The organism is Paenibacillus sp. OAE614 (genome assembly GCF_040546645.1).
GTDB classification, from domain to species: domain Bacteria; phylum Bacillota; class Bacilli; order Paenibacillales; family Paenibacillaceae; genus Paenibacillus_AQ; species Paenibacillus_AQ favisporus.
The window spans coordinates 1141878-1157528 of sequence record NZ_JBEPOD010000001.1 but is presented as its reverse complement, the minus strand read 5'-3'; the positions used below and the strand labels follow the sequence as shown (position 1 = coordinate 1157528).

Here is a 15651-nt window from a genome sequence, read left to right as displayed (position 1 = left end):
ATCAAATCACCAACAAAAAGGGTTATTATCTACCATTTTCTTCGATAATAAACGCTTACACGCCGATCCTTTTGATTTGTCATATAACCTAACACCATATATGATCATCTTAGATTTCATTACATAACCATTACATGCACATGAGGAGCTGATCGATTAATGGAGAAAAGAAAATTCGGCAAGTGGTCCCTGATTCATGCATCTGCGCTGACGGCACTGTCCCTCTTCGCCGCACCGGCAGGCAGCGTATTCGCCGACGCGGCGGCGGCAACCGCAACGACAAGTCCCGCCGTAACGACAACCGCACCTGCAACCACAACGACAACCGGCACAACCACCCCGGTTCGCAACACGGCCATCCCGCCGGTCACCGATGCCGACAAGGCCTCCAAGCTGCCTAACGTGCTGGTGATCGCCACAGGCGGCACCATCGCCGGGCAGTCCGTCGACCAGACCAGCTTCCAAAATTACAAGGCGGGCAGCATTCCTATCGCGCAAATGGTGAGCGAGCTCCCGGACAAGCAAAAAATCGCCGACGTCGAAACGCTCCAATTCGGCAACTCGGGCTCCTCCGCTTATTCGATGGCCGATCTGTACGACCTGTCCCGGGCCGTGGACGAAGCGCTCAAATCCTACGACGGCGTCGTCGTCACTTCCGGCACCGACACGATGGAGGAAATCGCCTACTTCCTGGATCTGACCGTTCAAAGCGATAAGCCGGTCGTCATTACGGGATCCATGCGGCCGTGGACGGTCGTCGGCTCCGACGCCAAAGCGAACCTCTATAACGCCATCAAGCTGTCGGCAAGCGGCCGGACCGCCTCGTTCGGCACCGTCCTCATGCTGAATGACACGATCAACCTCGCCCGCGGGGTCACGAAAACGAACGATTACCGCGTCGACACTTTCGAGACGCCGATGCTCGGGGCCGTCGGATATATCGATGAAACGACGATCCGCATCTACCGGGCTCCGGAGCGGGCCCTCCTTGGGCCGGGCAAAGGCAAGCCGGTCTTCGACCTCGCCAAAATCAAAAAGTCCGATCTGGCGAAAACCGAAATCGCCTATTCCTATCAAGACGCGGGCGGCGAAGCCATCGAAGGGTTTACCGCTGCCGGAGCCAAAGGCATCGTTACCGCAGGCACCGGAGCCGGAGGCATTTCATCCGCGATGAGCAAGGCGCGCAGCAAGGCGGTTGAGCAGGGTGTGGTCTTCGTCACCACAACCCGGACCGGTTCCGGCAGCGTCTACGGCGGCGGCAAGGGCATCATTTCCGGGGACAACTTGAGTCCGCAGCAGGCCCGCATCCTGCTGATGCTCTGCCTGTCCTTCAGCAGCGACTTTGAAACGGTCAAGTCGTGGTTCACGACCTACGGGGTCACGGAAATCGAATAAGCTGTCATTCAGGAAATCATTGCACTCATCATATTCATTTCAATCGAAAAAAGCCCGATCCGCACTGCATCCGGATCGGGCTTTTGTTTGCTGTTTACTTAACCATGGCCACCGCCAGCCCGTCATAAGCCGGGAGAATGGTTCCGATCAAACGGTCGTCGGTCGCCATCGCTTCGTTGAAGCGGCGGATCGCCTGCACCGAAGGGCCGTTTTTGTCGGGATTGAGGGTCCGTCCCCGCAGAAAGGTGTTGTCGCCCGCGATCAGCGCGCCCGGATTGGCCAGCTCGATCGCGTACTCCAGGTAATTCGGATAGTTCTCCTTATCCGCATCGATAAAGAAGAAGTCGAACCTCTGCCCCTCCGCCTTCAGCTGCGCGAGGCTGTCCAGCGCCGGTCCGATCCGGTATTCCACCTGGCCGCCGAACCCGGCTTCAGTCACATTGGCCCGCGCAACGTCCGCGAATTCCTGCTTCAGTTCGAGCGAGGTAAGCGTTCCTTCCGGTGCAAGCCCCCGGGCGAGACAAATGCCGCTGTATCCGCCCAGCGCCCCGATCTCCAGGACACGGGCCGCTCCCGTCGCCTTGACCAGCAGCGTCAGCAGCCGTCCGTAGCCCGGCGCGATGGCGATTTCGGGCATGCCTTTCTCGGCGGTCACCTGCTTGACCCGATTCAGGACCTCGTCATTTTCGATAAAATGGTCTGCATATTGTTCTGGATTCACTTTCCTACTTCCCCTTTTTCCTACCGGACCCGGCAATTTTTACGTAACGAACACAAATGTTTGTGATTGACTTTACATTATCCTATAATGTGAGGATGAACAAAGATCCGCACTCGAACACTGCTGCAGGATCTACCATCATTGTATGAATTTTTACGGTGATCTACAAGAATAATGGAGTTGAACACGCACCATGCCAGAGCTGCAGTTGATTGCAACCGCCCCGATGGGCCTTGAAGCCATCGTCGCGCGCGAGTTGAAGGAATTAGGTTATAACGACGTTCAAGTCGAGAACGGAAGGGTCAATTTTACCGGAGATTACAAAGATATTTGCCGCTGCAACCTGTGGCTCCGGACGTCCGACCGCATCCTCGTCAAAATGGGGGAATTCCCCGCCAAGACGTTTGACGAATTGTTTGAAGGGACTAAAGCGCTGCCTTGGCAGGACTGGATTCCGGCGAACGGGGAGTTCCCCGTGGAAGGCCGCTCCCACCACTCCCAACTCAGCAGCGTGCCCGCTTGTCAGGGCATCGTCAAGAAAGCGATCGTTGAAAAGCTGAAGCAGAGCTATCATACCGAGTGGTTCCATGAGAACGGTCCGCGTTATGTCATCGAAGTCAATCTGCTCAAGGACGTGGCGCTGCTGACGCTGGATACGACCGGGCCGGCCCTGCACAAGCGGGGATACCGCAAGCTGGTTACCGAAGCCCCGCTGAAGGAGACCATGGCCGCCGCTTTGCTGCAGATAAGCCGCTGGAATCCGTCGCGGCCGCTGTATGATCCATGCTGCGGCTCCGGCACGATCCTGATCGAAGCGGCCCTCCTCGGCTGGAACATTGCGCCGGGTCTGCGCCGTTCCTTCCCTTCGGAGCACTGGCCGGCCATTCCCGAGGAGCTGTGGAGCGAGGCGCGCGAGGAAGCGTTCGATGCGGTGCAGGACGATCAGCCGCTCCAGCTGACCGGCAGCGACATCGATCCGAAGGCGATCGAAGTCGCCAAAGCAGCCGCCAAGAGCGCTGGCCTCGCTGGCGAGATCGATTTTCAGGTGCTCCCTGCCTCCAAAGCCCATCCGCAAGGAGAATACGGCTGCCTGATTACCAATCCGCCGTACGGGGAGCGGCTCAGCGAGAAGACCGAAGTCGAGAAGCTTGTCCGCACGCTGGGGAATACGGCCAATCAGCTGCCGACGTGGTCCTTCTTTGCCTTAAGCCCAACCAAACAGTTCGAGCATTACTTCGGCCGGAAGGCCGACAAGCGGCGGAAGCTGTTCAACGGCCGCATCGAATGCCAATATTATCAATTCCTGGGGCCCCTTCCGCCCCGCCGTTCGTAACAAACGCTGCCGCTTTGTCAGGAGCTGTCCACTTGGACAGCTCCTATATGGTTTTGGGGTACATCTTATCATGACCTATTTACAACGCTATAGCAGGAGGTTGTCCAATTTGAACTACTCATACAGCATGTCCAGTCACGCTTCAAATGGCGGCTTCGGGCGGTTCATCCGCTCCCGTTACTTCACATACAGCCTATTTTTGCTGTTCATGATATATAAGCTGCTCCTTTTCCATTTTAAACTTCATATCAGCAAAATCGATTTCAACCCGCTGGACTTTTTTATCGGCCTCGGATCCTTGATCCTCGTATCGTTCTGGACTTTATGGCTTCCCCAGCGCGGGCAGCGGATCTCGCTTATCGTCGTTAACCTATTGCTTACGACGCTGATGTACACGGACTTGGTGTACTACCGATATTTTCAGGATCTGGTCACCATTACAGTGATGATGCAGGCAAGTCAAGTGGACTCCCTCGGGGACAGCATCCTGACACTGCTTCATTGGAGCGATCTATGGTTTGCCGCGGATTGGCTGCTGCTGGCTGTCTTCGCGATATGGAAGCCGTCAGGATGGCGAAATCTAGCACGGGGGGCACTGAACTTCACGATCGGCAAATCACCATCCCGGAGGGCCGGATTCGCTCGCCGCTTCTCATCCGGGATCGCCGCCCTGGTAATCGGCTGCATCGTAACGTTTGCGCCGCTCAAGTTCTACATCGATTACTACGCTGTCGGCCTTTTTACCGGAAATTGGTGGAACCTTTCGCTTTATAACGTAACCGGGCTGCTCGGTTTTCATGTATACGACGCATACCGCTTCGGTAAAGAGCATTTGGGTCCAAAGCCCGTGCTCGCTTCGGGCGAAGTCGACAATGTGCAGGAATGGTTTGATCATAAAGATACAACGCGTTCGGAGAACGATGCCATGTTCGGCAAGTACAAGGGCAGCAACATCATGGTCATCCAGACCGAGGCATTCATGAATTTCATGATCGGCAAGCAGATCGGCGGACAGGAAATCACGCCGAACTTCAACCGGCTCATGAAGGAAAGCATGTACTTCAGCCATTATTATCATCAAACCGGCCAGGGCAGAACCTCCGATGCGGATTTCTCGTCCCAGACTTCCCTGCATCCGGTTCCGTACGGCTCGGTATTCATCCGCTACGCTGACCATCAGTTCAACTCGCTCCCGGCGATCCTGAAGGAGCACGGCTACACGCCAAATGCGTTCCATGCTTATGACGGCAGCTTCTGGAACCGGAATGCGATGTACGAAACCTTGGGCTACGACCGGTTTTTCAGCAAAAAGGATTACGATATCGACGAACCTCTCGGCTGGTCGCTTGGAGACAAATCCTTTTTCAAGCAGTCCATGGATCAAATTGAGCAGCTTCCGCAACCATTCTACTCGTTTCTGATTACGCTCTCCTCCCACCATCCGTTCTCGCTGCCGGACGACGTGCAGGAGCTGAATGTCGGCGAGTTCGACGGAACCGTCTTCGGGGATTACCTTCAGGCGATCCACTATGTGGACGCAGCGCTCGGTCAGTTGGTAGAACGGCTGAAGCAGGACGGCCTTTGGGATCATACCATCCTGTATATCTACGGGGATCATGACAATTCGGTGAAGGACAAAGCCGTCTATGAGAAGTTTCTGGGCAAAAGCCTGACCGATTTGGACATGGAGCAGATCATGAACGAGGTGCCGCTCCTCGTGCATCTGCCGGACGGGGAAGGCGCAGGGGTGTATGACAAACCTGCCGGACAGCTGGACATGGCGCCATCTCTCCTGCACCTGCTGGGCATTTCCGCCAAGTCCCAGTACATGATGGGAAATGACCTGTTTGACGGCCAAGACCGGTTCGTGGTCCTGCGCAGCGGAGCTTATACAGACGGCAAACGCTTCTACATCCCCTCCCAAAGCGGCATGTTCGAGGATGGCAGCTGCTATAGTCTGGAGACCGGCAAAACGGTTGATGTCAGCACTTGCCGTGCCGGCTACAACCGGGCGAAAAAGGAGCTGTACACCTCCGATGAAACCTTGCAGTATGACCTGATCCCTGAGCTCAATCAAAATGAAAAACCCGGAACTCCTTGAGGAGTCCGGGTTTTTGCTGCTTATATCGAAGAGAATACTAGAACAGAAGCTTGTCCGGATCGCTGCCAACTCGGCGGTTCTGATTGAGGCTGTCGATCTTCTTGATTTCGTCGGACGACAGCTCGAAATCAAAGATGTCCGCATTCTCGCGTATCCGGGAAGGTGTAACCGACTTCGGAATCGTGACGATCTTGTTCTGGAGGTTCCAGCGCAGGATTACCTGAGCCGGCGTTTTTCCATATTTCTGGGCGATGCCCGCCAGCGTCGAATCATCGGTAAGCTTGCCCTGCATCAGCGGGCTCCACGCTTCGAGCTGGATTCCCTGTGCGCCGCAGAAATCCTGCAGTTCCTGCTGGATCAGCCGCGGGTGCAGCTCCACCTGGTTCACGGCAGGAACCGTCCTGCTGTCCTGCATCAGATCCTTAAGATGGTGAACGTGGAAGTTGCTGACGCCGATGGCGCGGATTTGTCCTTCCTCATACAGGCGCTCCATCGCTTTCCACGTATCTTTGAATTTGTCTTTGCCAGGCCAATGAATCAGGTACAAATCGATGACCTCCAGGCCCAGCCGCTTCTGGCTGCCTTCGAACGCCCGGAGTGTGGAGTCATAACCCTGGTCATCGTTCCACACTTTGGTCGTGATGAAAAGCTCGCCTCTCGGAATGCCGCTCTCGGCAATCGCGCGGCCCACTTCTTCCTCGTTGCCATAAACTTTTGCGGTGTCGATGCTTCGGTAGCCGATTTCCAGCGCCAGCTTTACCGCCTTATACACATCGTCCCCTTGGGCCTTGAAGGTGCCCAGTCCAAGCCATGGCATCGTAACTCCGTTATTCAGGATGGTGCAATCGGTAATGTGCTTCATACTCTCACAACCTTCCTTATGAAATAATGAGGAGACTAAAGAAGACAATCCTCATTATAGCATAATCAGGGACGGGCCCCAAAAAAGCCCTTTCAATATAGTCGGCACTCCGCTGTATGGATATGACCCGAATCCCGAATGATGACATGCAAAAAACCCGCAAAGCGCAGTGCGCTTCACGGGTTCAGACAGGAACCTACGAATTCGATTTCCCTTCTTCGGACGTCAGTGACGCCAAACGGCTCTTCTCCTCGGCCAGCATTTCTTCAGCCAATTCGACGGCTTGACGGTTCTCCGCCAGGCCAGCTTGACGTACGGCTTGTTCCGTATGAGCCAGACGGTTGTGCGCCTGCTCGATCATTTGCCCGGTCGGATGGGACAGAGCCGAGGAAACCGCGTTGTGGAGCTTCTCCACCGCGTTTTGAGCCTGGGATACCGAATTTTGTGATTGCAGACTGGAATCGTAACGTGTTGTCATAAACAGTTGCTCTCCCTTCACTACAAAGTTCCTACCCGTCCTTAGAATGGTATGGAAGGAGCGGATCTATGCAGCAATCTGGGAATCCACCATTTTCCACCAGGTTCCTGCACGCAGGTTCGAAATAGAGCGCCTTAGTGATCGCCGTGATTGCCTTGGGATGGATTGGTGATCACAAAGCCTTCCTGCGGAAAATACAAATAGTCGATTTTGACGCCGTCAAGAAGCGGCTCATTCTTGTCCAGAAGCACATCGATTTCCTTATCGGTGCTGACGATTTCATCCGAATCCTTGGGCTTGTCCATATCCAGGCCGTAGTGCGCATGGTCGCCATGGGCGTGAGTCACGAGCACGCGAAGCTTCAGATCGCGGTTTTCTTCCTTCTCGAGTTCCTTTTTCAGCACCTTGGCCGCATTGCGGGTAATTTTGCATTTCATCGGCTACATCTCCTATAGGTAAGGTCAGTTTTAGATACTGTATAGATTGAACTCAAGTTCCGAATTGAACCCCTGTTGTAACAGCTTATTCAAGCTCTTCAACATAAATTTCTTGAGTTCATTCTATTTGTAACTATTGATTGTACAGTATCGGATATAGGATGGCAAGAAGCTCAGCGCACCGGACCCTTGGGCGGATGAATCGTACCGTTGTCCAGCAGACCGGGGTATTTTTTATCCATCCGGGAGACAAACCATCCCGTCATCAGCATCGTGACTCCTATATCGTCAATCGGGATAAACGGCATAACGTCGGGCAGCACCCAATACAGCACCACCGGAACGAGAAACAGCAGCTTGTCCGTAATGGCCACTTGAGGTGACATCAGGTAGCGCCAAATCCGGGAGAACATGTGAGACCAGCGCCGCAGCGACAGCAGTCTTTTCCATTTCATGCCTTTCCCTCCTCTTCATGTATATGTGTAGTACGGATCCATCCGGACCCGGACGAGCTCTTGCGCGAAAAAAGGAAACGATCGCCGGTCTCTACTTAAACCTAACACAGCGTCCGCTCCCTTAATCATATCATACGTAATCTTGCAGAAAATGTTTCAATATTTTTTTCACAATGACATGAGTTCAGCAAGAATCAAACCGACGTCCAGGCTGATTTGATCGTAATCCTCAAGCGGAAGCGGATTTTTGCCCAACCCGACCTCGACAGTAAAGCCGGGACGGCGGAAATGCTGGATAAACCAATCTTTATAACCGGCGTCGCTGCCTTCCAGCTTTACGGGACGATAGCCGCTGACCTGGCCTAGGCGGCGGGACCACTCCCGGCTCTCCTTGGGCTCATAGTTGCGGTAATTCCAGTAAATCTCCTGCCCCTGGCTATGCAGAGATACGGCCGCATCGGGCGACGTTTCCAGCGTAAAGGCAGCCAGCGCCGCCGCTTCCGGCTCCGTCAGCGGAGCGGTACCCGGGTAATCCCGGGGGGACGGAGACCGTTTGCCCCGCCTTTGCACCTCTTCCTCCCAATGGGCCGGGAACTGATCGCCCAGGTCCACGCCGTGAATATTGGCCTTCCAATGCCGGAAGTCGCGGCGGCAGCCGTTCCACTCCGTCAGCTGCCTGTAATACGGATGGCCGGGATGAATCCCTTCCTGAACCAGCTCCACGCCGTCCGGATTGACCATCGGGACGACCCAGAGCGTGCACTGCTGGTACCACTGCACGGGATCATAGCCATTCCAGCGCCCCCCGCATTGTAGACTGCAGACGTATTCCTCGATGAAACGCATGACGGACGGCGTCGTAATCCATTCGTTTGCATGGATGGAAGCGTTCACATGTATATGTTTGCCGCCTTCCCCGATTTTTACATACGGAAGCGGTTTTCCGAGTACGCTCTCTCCAATCGATCCGGTTTCGATCTTAGGATAGAACGCGGCCAACTGCCGGATATCATCCTGCATCTGACGGTAACCGTATTCTCCCAGAAGCTGGACAATACCCGCCCGTTCGGACGGAGGAAGCACCAGGACGCGCCCTTCGGGAAGAACATGCGGCGAAATGCCGGGATTCATCTCCATGATCGCCTCTTCCCGGGTTTGAAAGGCCGCAGCGATGCGGTCCAGCGTATCGCCGGCCTGAACCTCATACCTTCTACGCGGAGAAGAGGGAAGGTACAGAACCTGCCCCGGAATTAAATAGGGCTGGTCGGAAGCCCAAGGGTTGGCATTGATAATATGACTCGCCGATAACCCCTTGCTTGCGGCGATGCGTCTCAGGGTGTCGCCTTTCTTCACGGTATACTGCTGCATGGCATCGTTCCTTTCCGCGGGACTAGACCGCAGTCATCATCACCATTCGTAACATTGTATGCCCCAGTGAGCTTGGCCCATGCGGTAAAAACGATCCCTAACGCCCTGTTGAAATCGATGATAAGGGCATGTACGTAAAATGTTCCTACGATCACTCTTGTTTCCGGATTTTTTGATTTTATTGAACCCACAATAAGGTAGAAATCCGAAAGCCAAATGCGACCGCTTCGCTTCTTCGGAATCATTTTACTCCCATGCTGGCATCGTATTCTTTAGTCCAACTAAAATAATCATCAAACCTCAAAGAAGCCAGACTCCATTTAAACGGAGTTGTCACACGATAGGAATGCCGCGACTTCCTTATATCCAAAAAATCCGTAAGTCACCCTGAAGGCGGCTTACGGATTTGAGACCATCCAAAATCCTTATTCATCAAATTTGGAGACCTGCCATACGACCGGCGTCCGCCGGATTTGCTCCCCCAGCCACAGCTTTGCGATCCGTTTAAACATCTCGGGGTCGCCGCTGCAAAAAAACTGATGGACCGGGCTCTCCTCCCGGCTGGCGAGCTGCCCTTGATTATACAGAATGGTGCTGATTTCACGGGCCGTCTCGTTCGCCGAGCTGATCAGCTTGACGCTGCTGCCGATCACTTCCTGGATCGTATCCTTCAAAAAGGGATAATGCGTGCATCCCAAAATCAGACAATCGATGTCGGATTGGCGGATTCCCGCGAGCGACCTTTCCACGATCGCCGTCGTTTCTTCCGAGCGGAACAAGCCCTGCTCCACGAGCGGAACCAGATCCGGACAAGCCTGGCTGACCACCTTGACATAAGGCGACAGCTGCTGAAGCGCGGTGGTATAGGCCCCGCTGCGAATCGTACCGACGGTCCCGATGACACCCACCTGACCGGTTTTGGTCGCGCTGATGGCGGCTCTGGCTCCGGGATGAATCACCCCGATGACCGGAATCGGCACTTTCCCGGAAATATAGTCCAGCGCCGCAGCTGTCGCCGTATTGCAGGCGATCACGATCGTCTTGGGACTGAATTGGATCAGAAAATCGACGATCTGCTCCGTAAATTTTCTCACTTCATCGGACGAACGGGGTCCGTAAGGGGTGCGGGCGGTGTCTCCAAAATATATGATTTTTTCCCGTGGGAGCTGTCTCATGACCTCTTTGGCCACGGTGAGCCCGCCCACACCCGAGTCTAAAATTGCGATTGCCTGCTGCACGAACACACCGCTTCCTTCTCGTTTTCTTCTCTCTGTAGCTACCATATGAAAACCGTCAACAAAACGTACCTCATATCTTAACCCATTTCGTTTTTTCGGACAACCGCGGCATCGCACCCGAAAATATGGAAAAACAGGCCCTGCTCCCGGGTGACACCAGGAGTGGGCCTGCGTTTTACGTTTCCGAATCCATGCCTGCTTCCAAATTAGTCCCGCTTCGCTTCGGCGTCGGTCAAATCGAAATCTTCGAACTCATCGGGCTCGCCAGCAGTTTCTTCCGAGAAAGAGGAGATCTGGGCCAATTCGCCGGCTTCTTCCCCGTCAGCCTTGGACTTGCGCCAGGACTGGATATCGGCGATGACGTTGCCTGCGGTATCTTTCACCTTGCCGGCCCATTCCTGGGTTTTGCCGCCAACCGTGCGTGCGCCCTCCGCAATATCCTGACGCAGTTCTTTCCCGGATTTCGGCGCAAGCAGCAGCGCGGTTACCGACCCTACAATACTTCCGACCAATGCGCCCCACAGCAGGCTTTTATTCTTTTCCTTCATATCTCATCTCTCCTTTTCGCTTGATGGCACCGTTCCCGGCGGGTAAGCCTCCTGCTTCCAGGAGTGCCATACCGACAGCCCCACATCCAGCCACCGGAACGCTTCCGCGAGCCGAAGCTCGTTGTCGCGGTGGGCTTTCTCCAGGCGCTCCATGGCGGAATCGGTGACGAGCTTCGAAATCGAATCCACCCGCTCCAGCGTGCCGGTTAAAGTTTCGCCAGCCAGCCGCAGCGATGAACTGAACGGTTCGATGTCTTCCACCCGCTCATGCAGAAGCGACAGTGTTGAGGATGCCTGTGTCAGCAGCTCCCTGGATTCTGCAGCCAGCTGTGTCATGTCGGCTCCCGCCTTCCCCAGAACGGATTCCGCCCGCAGCAGTACTCTTCTCAGCGTATGTAGAAGGATCATTGCCACAACAGCGAACATGATAAATCCGCAAGCGATGAGTATATAGCCCCATTCCGCCATGATGTTTCACTCCCTTCGCCCAGCCGGGCTAATGCCTAGTTGATGGTGTATTATAAGCAGGGCGGGGTTGTCTTGACACAAAATGGGCGCTATTTTTTAAAAAAAATCTGCAGAAACACAAAAAGGCCCGTCCATTCCCATGGACGGGCCAATAACAACCTATGCCGCTGCGGCGGAGAACCGGATTACGCACCCAGCTCCTGCTTCAAATAATCACGCACCTGCACGGAAAACTGTTCGAGAATGTCCGGCAAGACCGGGGTCAGCTTGTGCAGGATTCTCCGGTCCCATGCGTAATATTCCTGCACCAACGGTTTGCGGAGACTGACGAGCTCCGCCAGCACGGCAAACACTTCATCGTCAAACACGCGCTCCTCATGCGTAATTTCTACGATATCCTCGTAGCTGCTTGCGTCGCGCATAATAAATCCATCAATTAAATAGCTGCCGACATCGGTTACGACCTCGATGGCCAAATGCAGCGCCCGTTCCTGAACGAAACCGGACACAATCTCGCTATCCCAATTCCCGGCAACCTGCTTCAATGCTTCCACGATGTCCGGAATCGCTTCCAGACGCCGCTGAATTTGTTCCTGGTTCACGTAATACACGGCCTTACCTCCATGATGTGGAAATTTATTTGTCCCGTTTTCCGCGGCGCTTCAGCCAGAATAACATGACAAACAAGGCCGCAATAAATACGATGAGCAGGAATAAGGTCTCCATTGGATATTCTAAATCGCTCATGTCCCATTCTTCCTATTCTTTAGAATTCGTAGTCCACACTCACGGATACGTCTTTCACTTCGTTGATGTGGCGGATCACGATCTGGTGCTCAGGATGAACCTGGTAAGCCTGCAAATCTTCAAGCGATGCAAGCTCTGTCACCAGCGCGATATCAAAAGAACGTTCCGAATGGATGACGTCGAGTCCAACCTCAATCGATACGAGCTGCGGGATCTTCCCCTCCATATTGCGGAGGACTGCGGCGGTGCGTTCAATACTTTCCGGTGATCTGTCCTTTAATTTAAAGAAGACGATATGCTTAATCATGGTATCATGCTCCTTGTCCCATTCGAAAAGTGTACTGAGAAAAATATACCATATCCTCCCCCTCAGGGAAAGGAAACATGAAGAACCGTCACAGATCGGGACCGTTACCTTTGTCTTTATTTCGCAAAACGGCGATGAGCTGGCGGATTTTATCCGGCAGGGGCAGGCCAAGCCGTCCGTAATTTTCGGTAATCGATATGAGTTCGTTGGACATGTAAAAATAGATCGCCCCCGTCTTGATGACGTCGCTCCCGCTGCCGATCAGCACGTCCATCTGGTGCGCAAGGACGATGACGAGCAGCATCAGCGCTTTCCGGGTAAGACCCCAGAATCCGACCTGGCTGTCCAAGCCGGATCCTTCCTTGATGGAGGCCAGAACCCCTGTTGCATAGTCGATGAGTATGGTGATCAGAAACACCGTAAGCAGCTGATCCCACCCTCCCAATACAACGGTAAGAATTCCGCCAGCGGCCGCACTGATGCCGTTAACAACCAGATGATTCATCTCACAGCCCCTCCTTTCCTACCATCTCTTATATGAGTATGAAAGGAGAGAGGAATCTGCGCAGCCGGATATCTTCCATCACGGGCCTATTTCATAGATTTGCAGGGCGATTGGTCTTACCGTTTGTCGTTCCAGAAGTTGACCGGCGGCGTGCTGTTGGTCAGCGGCTTGAACGTGTAACCTTCGGCTTTCAGCGCTTTGATCAGCTTGTCCAGAATCGACGTGGTCGCCGTCTGGTCATGGAAGAGCACGATCGGGGTAACCCCTCTCTTCTTCATGGCCTTCACATCTCCCAGCACGTTGTTATAAATCGTCTGCGGATTGCTCTTGTAGCGCCAGTCGTCCGAATCAATGTTCCAATCCCACAGATGGTAGCCGTACGAAGCCGTCAAATCCCGGTAGCTCTGAGTAAAATACGGCTTGCTTCCATAAGGCGGGCGGATCATTTTCGTGTAAACGCCAGCAGCGGCGTGCAGCTTGTCGTTATCGGTGTTCATCTCACCCAGGGCGGACGAAGGTGAAGCGTAGAACGTATTTTTCTGGTGGCTCATGCCGTGCAGGCCGGCCCCATGCCCTTCCTTCACGATCCTGCGGACCGCTGACGGATGCGAAGCGATGTTATTTCCCAGCATAAAGAAGGTCGCCTTCACCTGATTGCGGTCCAGCACGTCGAGCAGGCGGGTCGTACCTGCATTCGGACCGTCGTCGAACGTAATGTAGATCACTTTGCTGCCCTGCTGCGCCGTCGTGCCGTTCCCCGTGGAAGGCTTCTGGACAGCCGTCTTCTTATGTTCCTTGATATACGTGCTGTATTTCAGCGCCAGCTGATGGTCCGTCAAGGAGGCGGAGCTGTTCACCGCACGGTACAGCGACTGGGCGGCGTTGTAGGAAATTTGGTAGCCGAACTTGTCGGTCAGCTTTCGCAGGGAGACGAGCGTTCTTCCGTTTTTCAGAATGGCGTCCTTCCCTGGAACCGTCAGGACAAGCACCTGCTTTCCGCGCGAAATGGTCAGCTTGCCTGCGGCGTACTTCGCCGACGCATTCATTTGGGAAACCGTAGATGCGACGGGTACAAACAGTGTACCGTTATGTATAAGCGGCTGGGGCTGGTCGTAAGTGATCAGCTTGTCATTGACAGCGACAAAGACGGAAGCCTTGACAGAGGACGCCGTGCTGCCCGCGGCTGTAGCCAGCCCTCCTTCTGCCGAAAGTACAGTGCTAAAAACAAGCAGGAATGATAAGAGCCATTTCGAGTAATGCAACTTCTTTTTCAACATAATCTACCAACCTTTTTCTCTCGGATTTGGCTAAGATGTCGTAGATACGCGAATCTAGTAATCTAGCACCCTTGCATTGTACCCTTCCCGGCTGGCGAGTTCAATTTCAATTCGGTAACAGTTTGATGACTGAATTGGAAGCATTTTGGGGTTGAAGTGAAAAAATAGTTCCTATTATTCACTTGACAACGAGATACCGTAAATTCCCGGGTCATTCGGCTGAAAACCGGGACCTTGCAGAAACAGGCGATAGCACTATTGAAAACGTAGCCGAAACTATTGTAGAATTTTAAGAAAAATCATCGGAGGAAATATGCCTAAACAACAAGAACCGCATTCCATTCAGGCGTGGTCTCTGATCAATCGCAAATACTTAGGAAAAGGAATCCGCGTCAAACGCTTCCGCAAGCCATCCCGCTGCCAAATCCGCAACCGCGTGCTGCTGGCTGTCCTGATGGCCAACGATATCAAGCTGTCGCAGCTGGCTGAGGACATTTCGGTTTCTTCCCGGAGCGTGAGCGCCTGGGTATATGAAGGACGGATCCCGGGAAAAAAGAATTTGGACAAGGTATGCCAATACCTGGGCTATCCGCATCACATTCTGTTTAATCATACCGTCACATCTACAAGCCCGATCATCTGTCAGCCTTCCTCTTCGCGCTTCATGCGCCGGACGCTGACCCGGTCGCCTGTCAGCAACAAAATACTAACAGGGCTGTGCATGGTTCACGACCTGTCCGTCAGCGACGTCAGCGAATGGATGGACATCCATCCCGGAACGTTCCGGAAATGGCTGCACCAAGGGACGCTGCCGTCAGCCAGCTTTCAGGACCGGGCGGAACAATTTTTCCGCATCCCGAAATTCATTTTGTTTGCCGACTGCATATTGCAGGACGAGGAATCATGACACTTTTGGCTTATTCACCGCATTGATCATACAAGGTACGCCCTGCTGTTACGGAGACATTCCGGACGGCAGGGCTTTTTTCATGCTTTGGGAGGCCCGGGCTTTGGTTATATCGCAAAAAAAATTTCCGCTAAATGTGCCACACTCTCCGAATGTACATCGATAGACGTTTTTCTTTGCCTTCCAGCCGTTTTTTCCGACTCAAGCAAGCCGAAAGGCCGAACCGTTCTTTCTCCCAAACCTTTTTCTATATACTTACGAAAAATAACTAAAAACCTGTTGACATGTGTTCCAAGTGAGGTATAATAAGGTCAAAGAAAGTCAAAGTCAGAGCAAAAGATCAAACTTGTACTGCATGAACAACCTCTTTAGGAGTTTGACTTTCGGTGCAGCCGTCTTTGTCCTGACGGAAGTTCTGACTTTTATCCCTTTATTCCGGCGGCCTGCTCCCGTAAGGCGCGGGCAGCTGTTTTCTTGATTAGGACATCCAGATGAAGTATCCAA

General features: G+C 53.6%; 17 protein-coding genes. 4 read left to right on the top strand and 13 right to left on the bottom strand.

The window, feature by feature from the left end; genetic code table 11:
* Positions 1-159 precede the first annotated feature (159 nt).
* A complete protein-coding gene (locus ABIE48_RS05810) occupies positions 160-1395 on the top strand; it encodes an asparaginase (protein WP_145024936.1) in 1236 nt (411 codons plus the stop codon).
* A gap of 94 nt (positions 1396-1489) precedes the next feature.
* Here the strand turns inward: ABIE48_RS05810 and ABIE48_RS05805 are convergent, their stop codons facing one another.
* Complete coding sequence (locus ABIE48_RS05805) at positions 1490-2116, bottom strand: O-methyltransferase (protein WP_145024938.1); 627 nt, start codon at positions 2114-2116, stop codon at positions 1490-1492.
* 193 nt (positions 2117-2309) lie between these two features.
* Between ABIE48_RS05805 and ABIE48_RS05800 the strand changes: the two genes are divergently transcribed.
* Together ABIE48_RS05800 and ABIE48_RS05795 are read left to right on the top strand one after the other, a co-directional pair.
* Complete coding sequence (locus ABIE48_RS05800; RefSeq protein WP_145024940.1) at positions 2310-3449, top strand: THUMP domain-containing class I SAM-dependent RNA methyltransferase; 1140 nt, start codon at positions 2310-2312, stop codon at positions 3447-3449.
* Between the two features lie 127 nt (positions 3450-3576).
* On the top strand, positions 3577-5550 hold the full coding sequence (locus ABIE48_RS05795) for an LTA synthase family protein (RefSeq protein WP_192715370.1): 1974 nt from the start codon (positions 3577-3579) through the stop codon (positions 5548-5550).
* Positions 5551-5587: 37 nt separating this feature from the next.
* Here ABIE48_RS05795 and ABIE48_RS05790 read toward each other — a convergent pair whose 3' ends face one another.
* The 12 genes from ABIE48_RS05790 to ABIE48_RS05735 form a co-directional block, all read right to left on the bottom strand.
* Positions 5588-6412, bottom strand: coding sequence for an aldo/keto reductase (locus ABIE48_RS05790; protein WP_192715086.1), 825 nt, complete (start codon positions 6410-6412; stop codon positions 5588-5590).
* Between the two features lie 196 nt (positions 6413-6608).
* Positions 6609-6890 carry a hypothetical protein gene (locus ABIE48_RS05785; RefSeq protein ID WP_076170265.1) on the bottom strand — a complete coding sequence of 94 codons (282 nt, stop codon included), beginning with the start codon at positions 6888-6890 and terminating at the stop codon, positions 6609-6611.
* A gap of 134 nt (positions 6891-7024) precedes the next feature.
* Entirely contained in the window at positions 7025-7327 is a 303-nt protein-coding gene (locus ABIE48_RS05780) for an iron-sulfur cluster assembly accessory protein (RefSeq protein ID WP_076170266.1), read from the bottom strand.
* Positions 7328-7500: 173 nt separating this feature from the next.
* Positions 7501-7782 (bottom strand): hypothetical protein, encoded by a 282-nt coding sequence (locus ABIE48_RS05775; RefSeq protein ID WP_192715087.1) that lies wholly within the window; start codon positions 7780-7782, stop codon positions 7501-7503.
* Between the two features lie 168 nt (positions 7783-7950).
* Complete coding sequence (locus ABIE48_RS05770; RefSeq protein WP_192715088.1) at positions 7951-9150, bottom strand: M14 family zinc carboxypeptidase; 1200 nt, start codon at positions 9148-9150, stop codon at positions 7951-7953.
* Positions 9151-9575: 425 nt separating this feature from the next.
* Positions 9576-10388, bottom strand: coding sequence for a glutamate racemase (gene racE / locus ABIE48_RS05765; protein ID WP_076170743.1), 813 nt, complete (start codon positions 10386-10388; stop codon positions 9576-9578).
* Positions 10389-10594: 206 nt separating this feature from the next.
* Positions 10595-10936 (bottom strand): YtxH domain-containing protein, encoded by a 342-nt coding sequence (locus tag ABIE48_RS05760; protein WP_145135734.1) that lies wholly within the window; start codon positions 10934-10936, stop codon positions 10595-10597.
* A gap of 3 nt (positions 10937-10939) precedes the next feature.
* Positions 10940-11404 carry a hypothetical protein gene (locus ABIE48_RS05755; protein WP_076170270.1) on the bottom strand — a complete coding sequence of 155 codons (465 nt, stop codon included), beginning with the start codon at positions 11402-11404 and terminating at the stop codon, positions 10940-10942.
* 185 nt (positions 11405-11589) lie between these two features.
* On the bottom strand, positions 11590-12015 hold the full coding sequence (locus tag ABIE48_RS05750; RefSeq protein WP_192715089.1) for a DUF86 domain-containing protein: 426 nt from the start codon (positions 12013-12015) through the stop codon (positions 11590-11592).
* A 155-nt stretch (positions 12016-12170) separates the two neighbouring features.
* Positions 12171-12458, bottom strand: a complete 288-nt coding sequence (locus tag ABIE48_RS05745) for a Dabb family protein (RefSeq protein ID WP_076170272.1) — start codon at positions 12456-12458, stop codon at positions 12171-12173.
* A gap of 88 nt (positions 12459-12546) precedes the next feature.
* Entirely contained in the window at positions 12547-12963 is a 417-nt protein-coding gene (locus tag ABIE48_RS05740; RefSeq protein WP_076170273.1) for a phage holin family protein, read from the bottom strand.
* A 116-nt stretch (positions 12964-13079) separates the two neighbouring features.
* Entirely contained in the window at positions 13080-14240 is a 1161-nt protein-coding gene (locus ABIE48_RS05735; protein WP_354518485.1) for a polysaccharide deacetylase family protein, read from the bottom strand.
* Positions 14241-14553: 313 nt separating this feature from the next.
* Between ABIE48_RS05735 and ABIE48_RS05730 the strand changes: the two genes are divergently transcribed.
* Positions 14554-15147 carry a helix-turn-helix domain-containing protein gene (locus ABIE48_RS05730; RefSeq protein ID WP_076170275.1) on the top strand — a complete coding sequence of 198 codons (594 nt, stop codon included), beginning with the start codon at positions 14554-14556 and terminating at the stop codon, positions 15145-15147.
* Positions 15148-15651: the final 504 nt, after the last annotated feature.

Bases quoted from the DNA above. Each gene is read 5' to 3' on its own strand.
- ABIE48_RS05810 (WP_145024936.1), top strand. From the start codon at position 160: ATGGAGAAAAGAAAATTCGGCAAGTGGTCCCTGATTCATGCATCTGCG.
- ABIE48_RS05800 (WP_145024940.1), top strand. From the start codon at position 2,310: ATGCCAGAGCTGCAGTTGATTGCAACCGCCCCGATGGGCCTTGAAGCC.
- ABIE48_RS05795 (WP_192715370.1), top strand. From the start codon at position 3,577: ATGTCCAGTCACGCTTCAAATGGCGGCTTCGGGCGGTTCATCCGCTCC.
- ABIE48_RS05790 (WP_192715086.1), bottom strand. From the start codon at position 6,412: ATGAAGCACATTACCGATTGCACCATCCTGAATAACGGAGTTACGATG.
- ABIE48_RS05785 (WP_076170265.1), bottom strand. From the start codon at position 6,890: ATGACAACACGTTACGATTCCAGTCTGCAATCACAAAATTCGGTATCC.
- ABIE48_RS05780 (WP_076170266.1), bottom strand. From the start codon at position 7,327: ATGAAATGCAAAATTACCCGCAATGCGGCCAAGGTGCTGAAAAAGGAA.
- ABIE48_RS05775 (WP_192715087.1), bottom strand. From the start codon at position 7,782: ATGAAATGGAAAAGACTGCTGTCGCTGCGGCGCTGGTCTCACATGTTC.
- ABIE48_RS05770 (WP_192715088.1), bottom strand. From the start codon at position 9,150: ATGCAGCAGTATACCGTGAAGAAAGGCGACACCCTGAGACGCATCGCC.
- ABIE48_RS05760 (WP_145135734.1), bottom strand. From the start codon at position 10,936: ATGAAGGAAAAGAATAAAAGCCTGCTGTGGGGCGCATTGGTCGGAAGT.
- ABIE48_RS05755 (WP_076170270.1), bottom strand. From the start codon at position 11,404: ATGGCGGAATGGGGCTATATACTCATCGCTTGCGGATTTATCATGTTC.
- ABIE48_RS05745 (WP_076170272.1), bottom strand. From the start codon at position 12,458: ATGATTAAGCATATCGTCTTCTTTAAATTAAAGGACAGATCACCGGAA.
- ABIE48_RS05740 (WP_076170273.1), bottom strand. From the start codon at position 12,963: ATGAATCATCTGGTTGTTAACGGCATCAGTGCGGCCGCTGGCGGAATT.
- ABIE48_RS05735 (WP_354518485.1), bottom strand. From the start codon at position 14,240: ATGTTGAAAAAGAAGTTGCATTACTCGAAATGGCTCTTATCATTCCTG.
- ABIE48_RS05730 (WP_076170275.1), top strand. From the start codon at position 14,554: ATGCCTAAACAACAAGAACCGCATTCCATTCAGGCGTGGTCTCTGATC.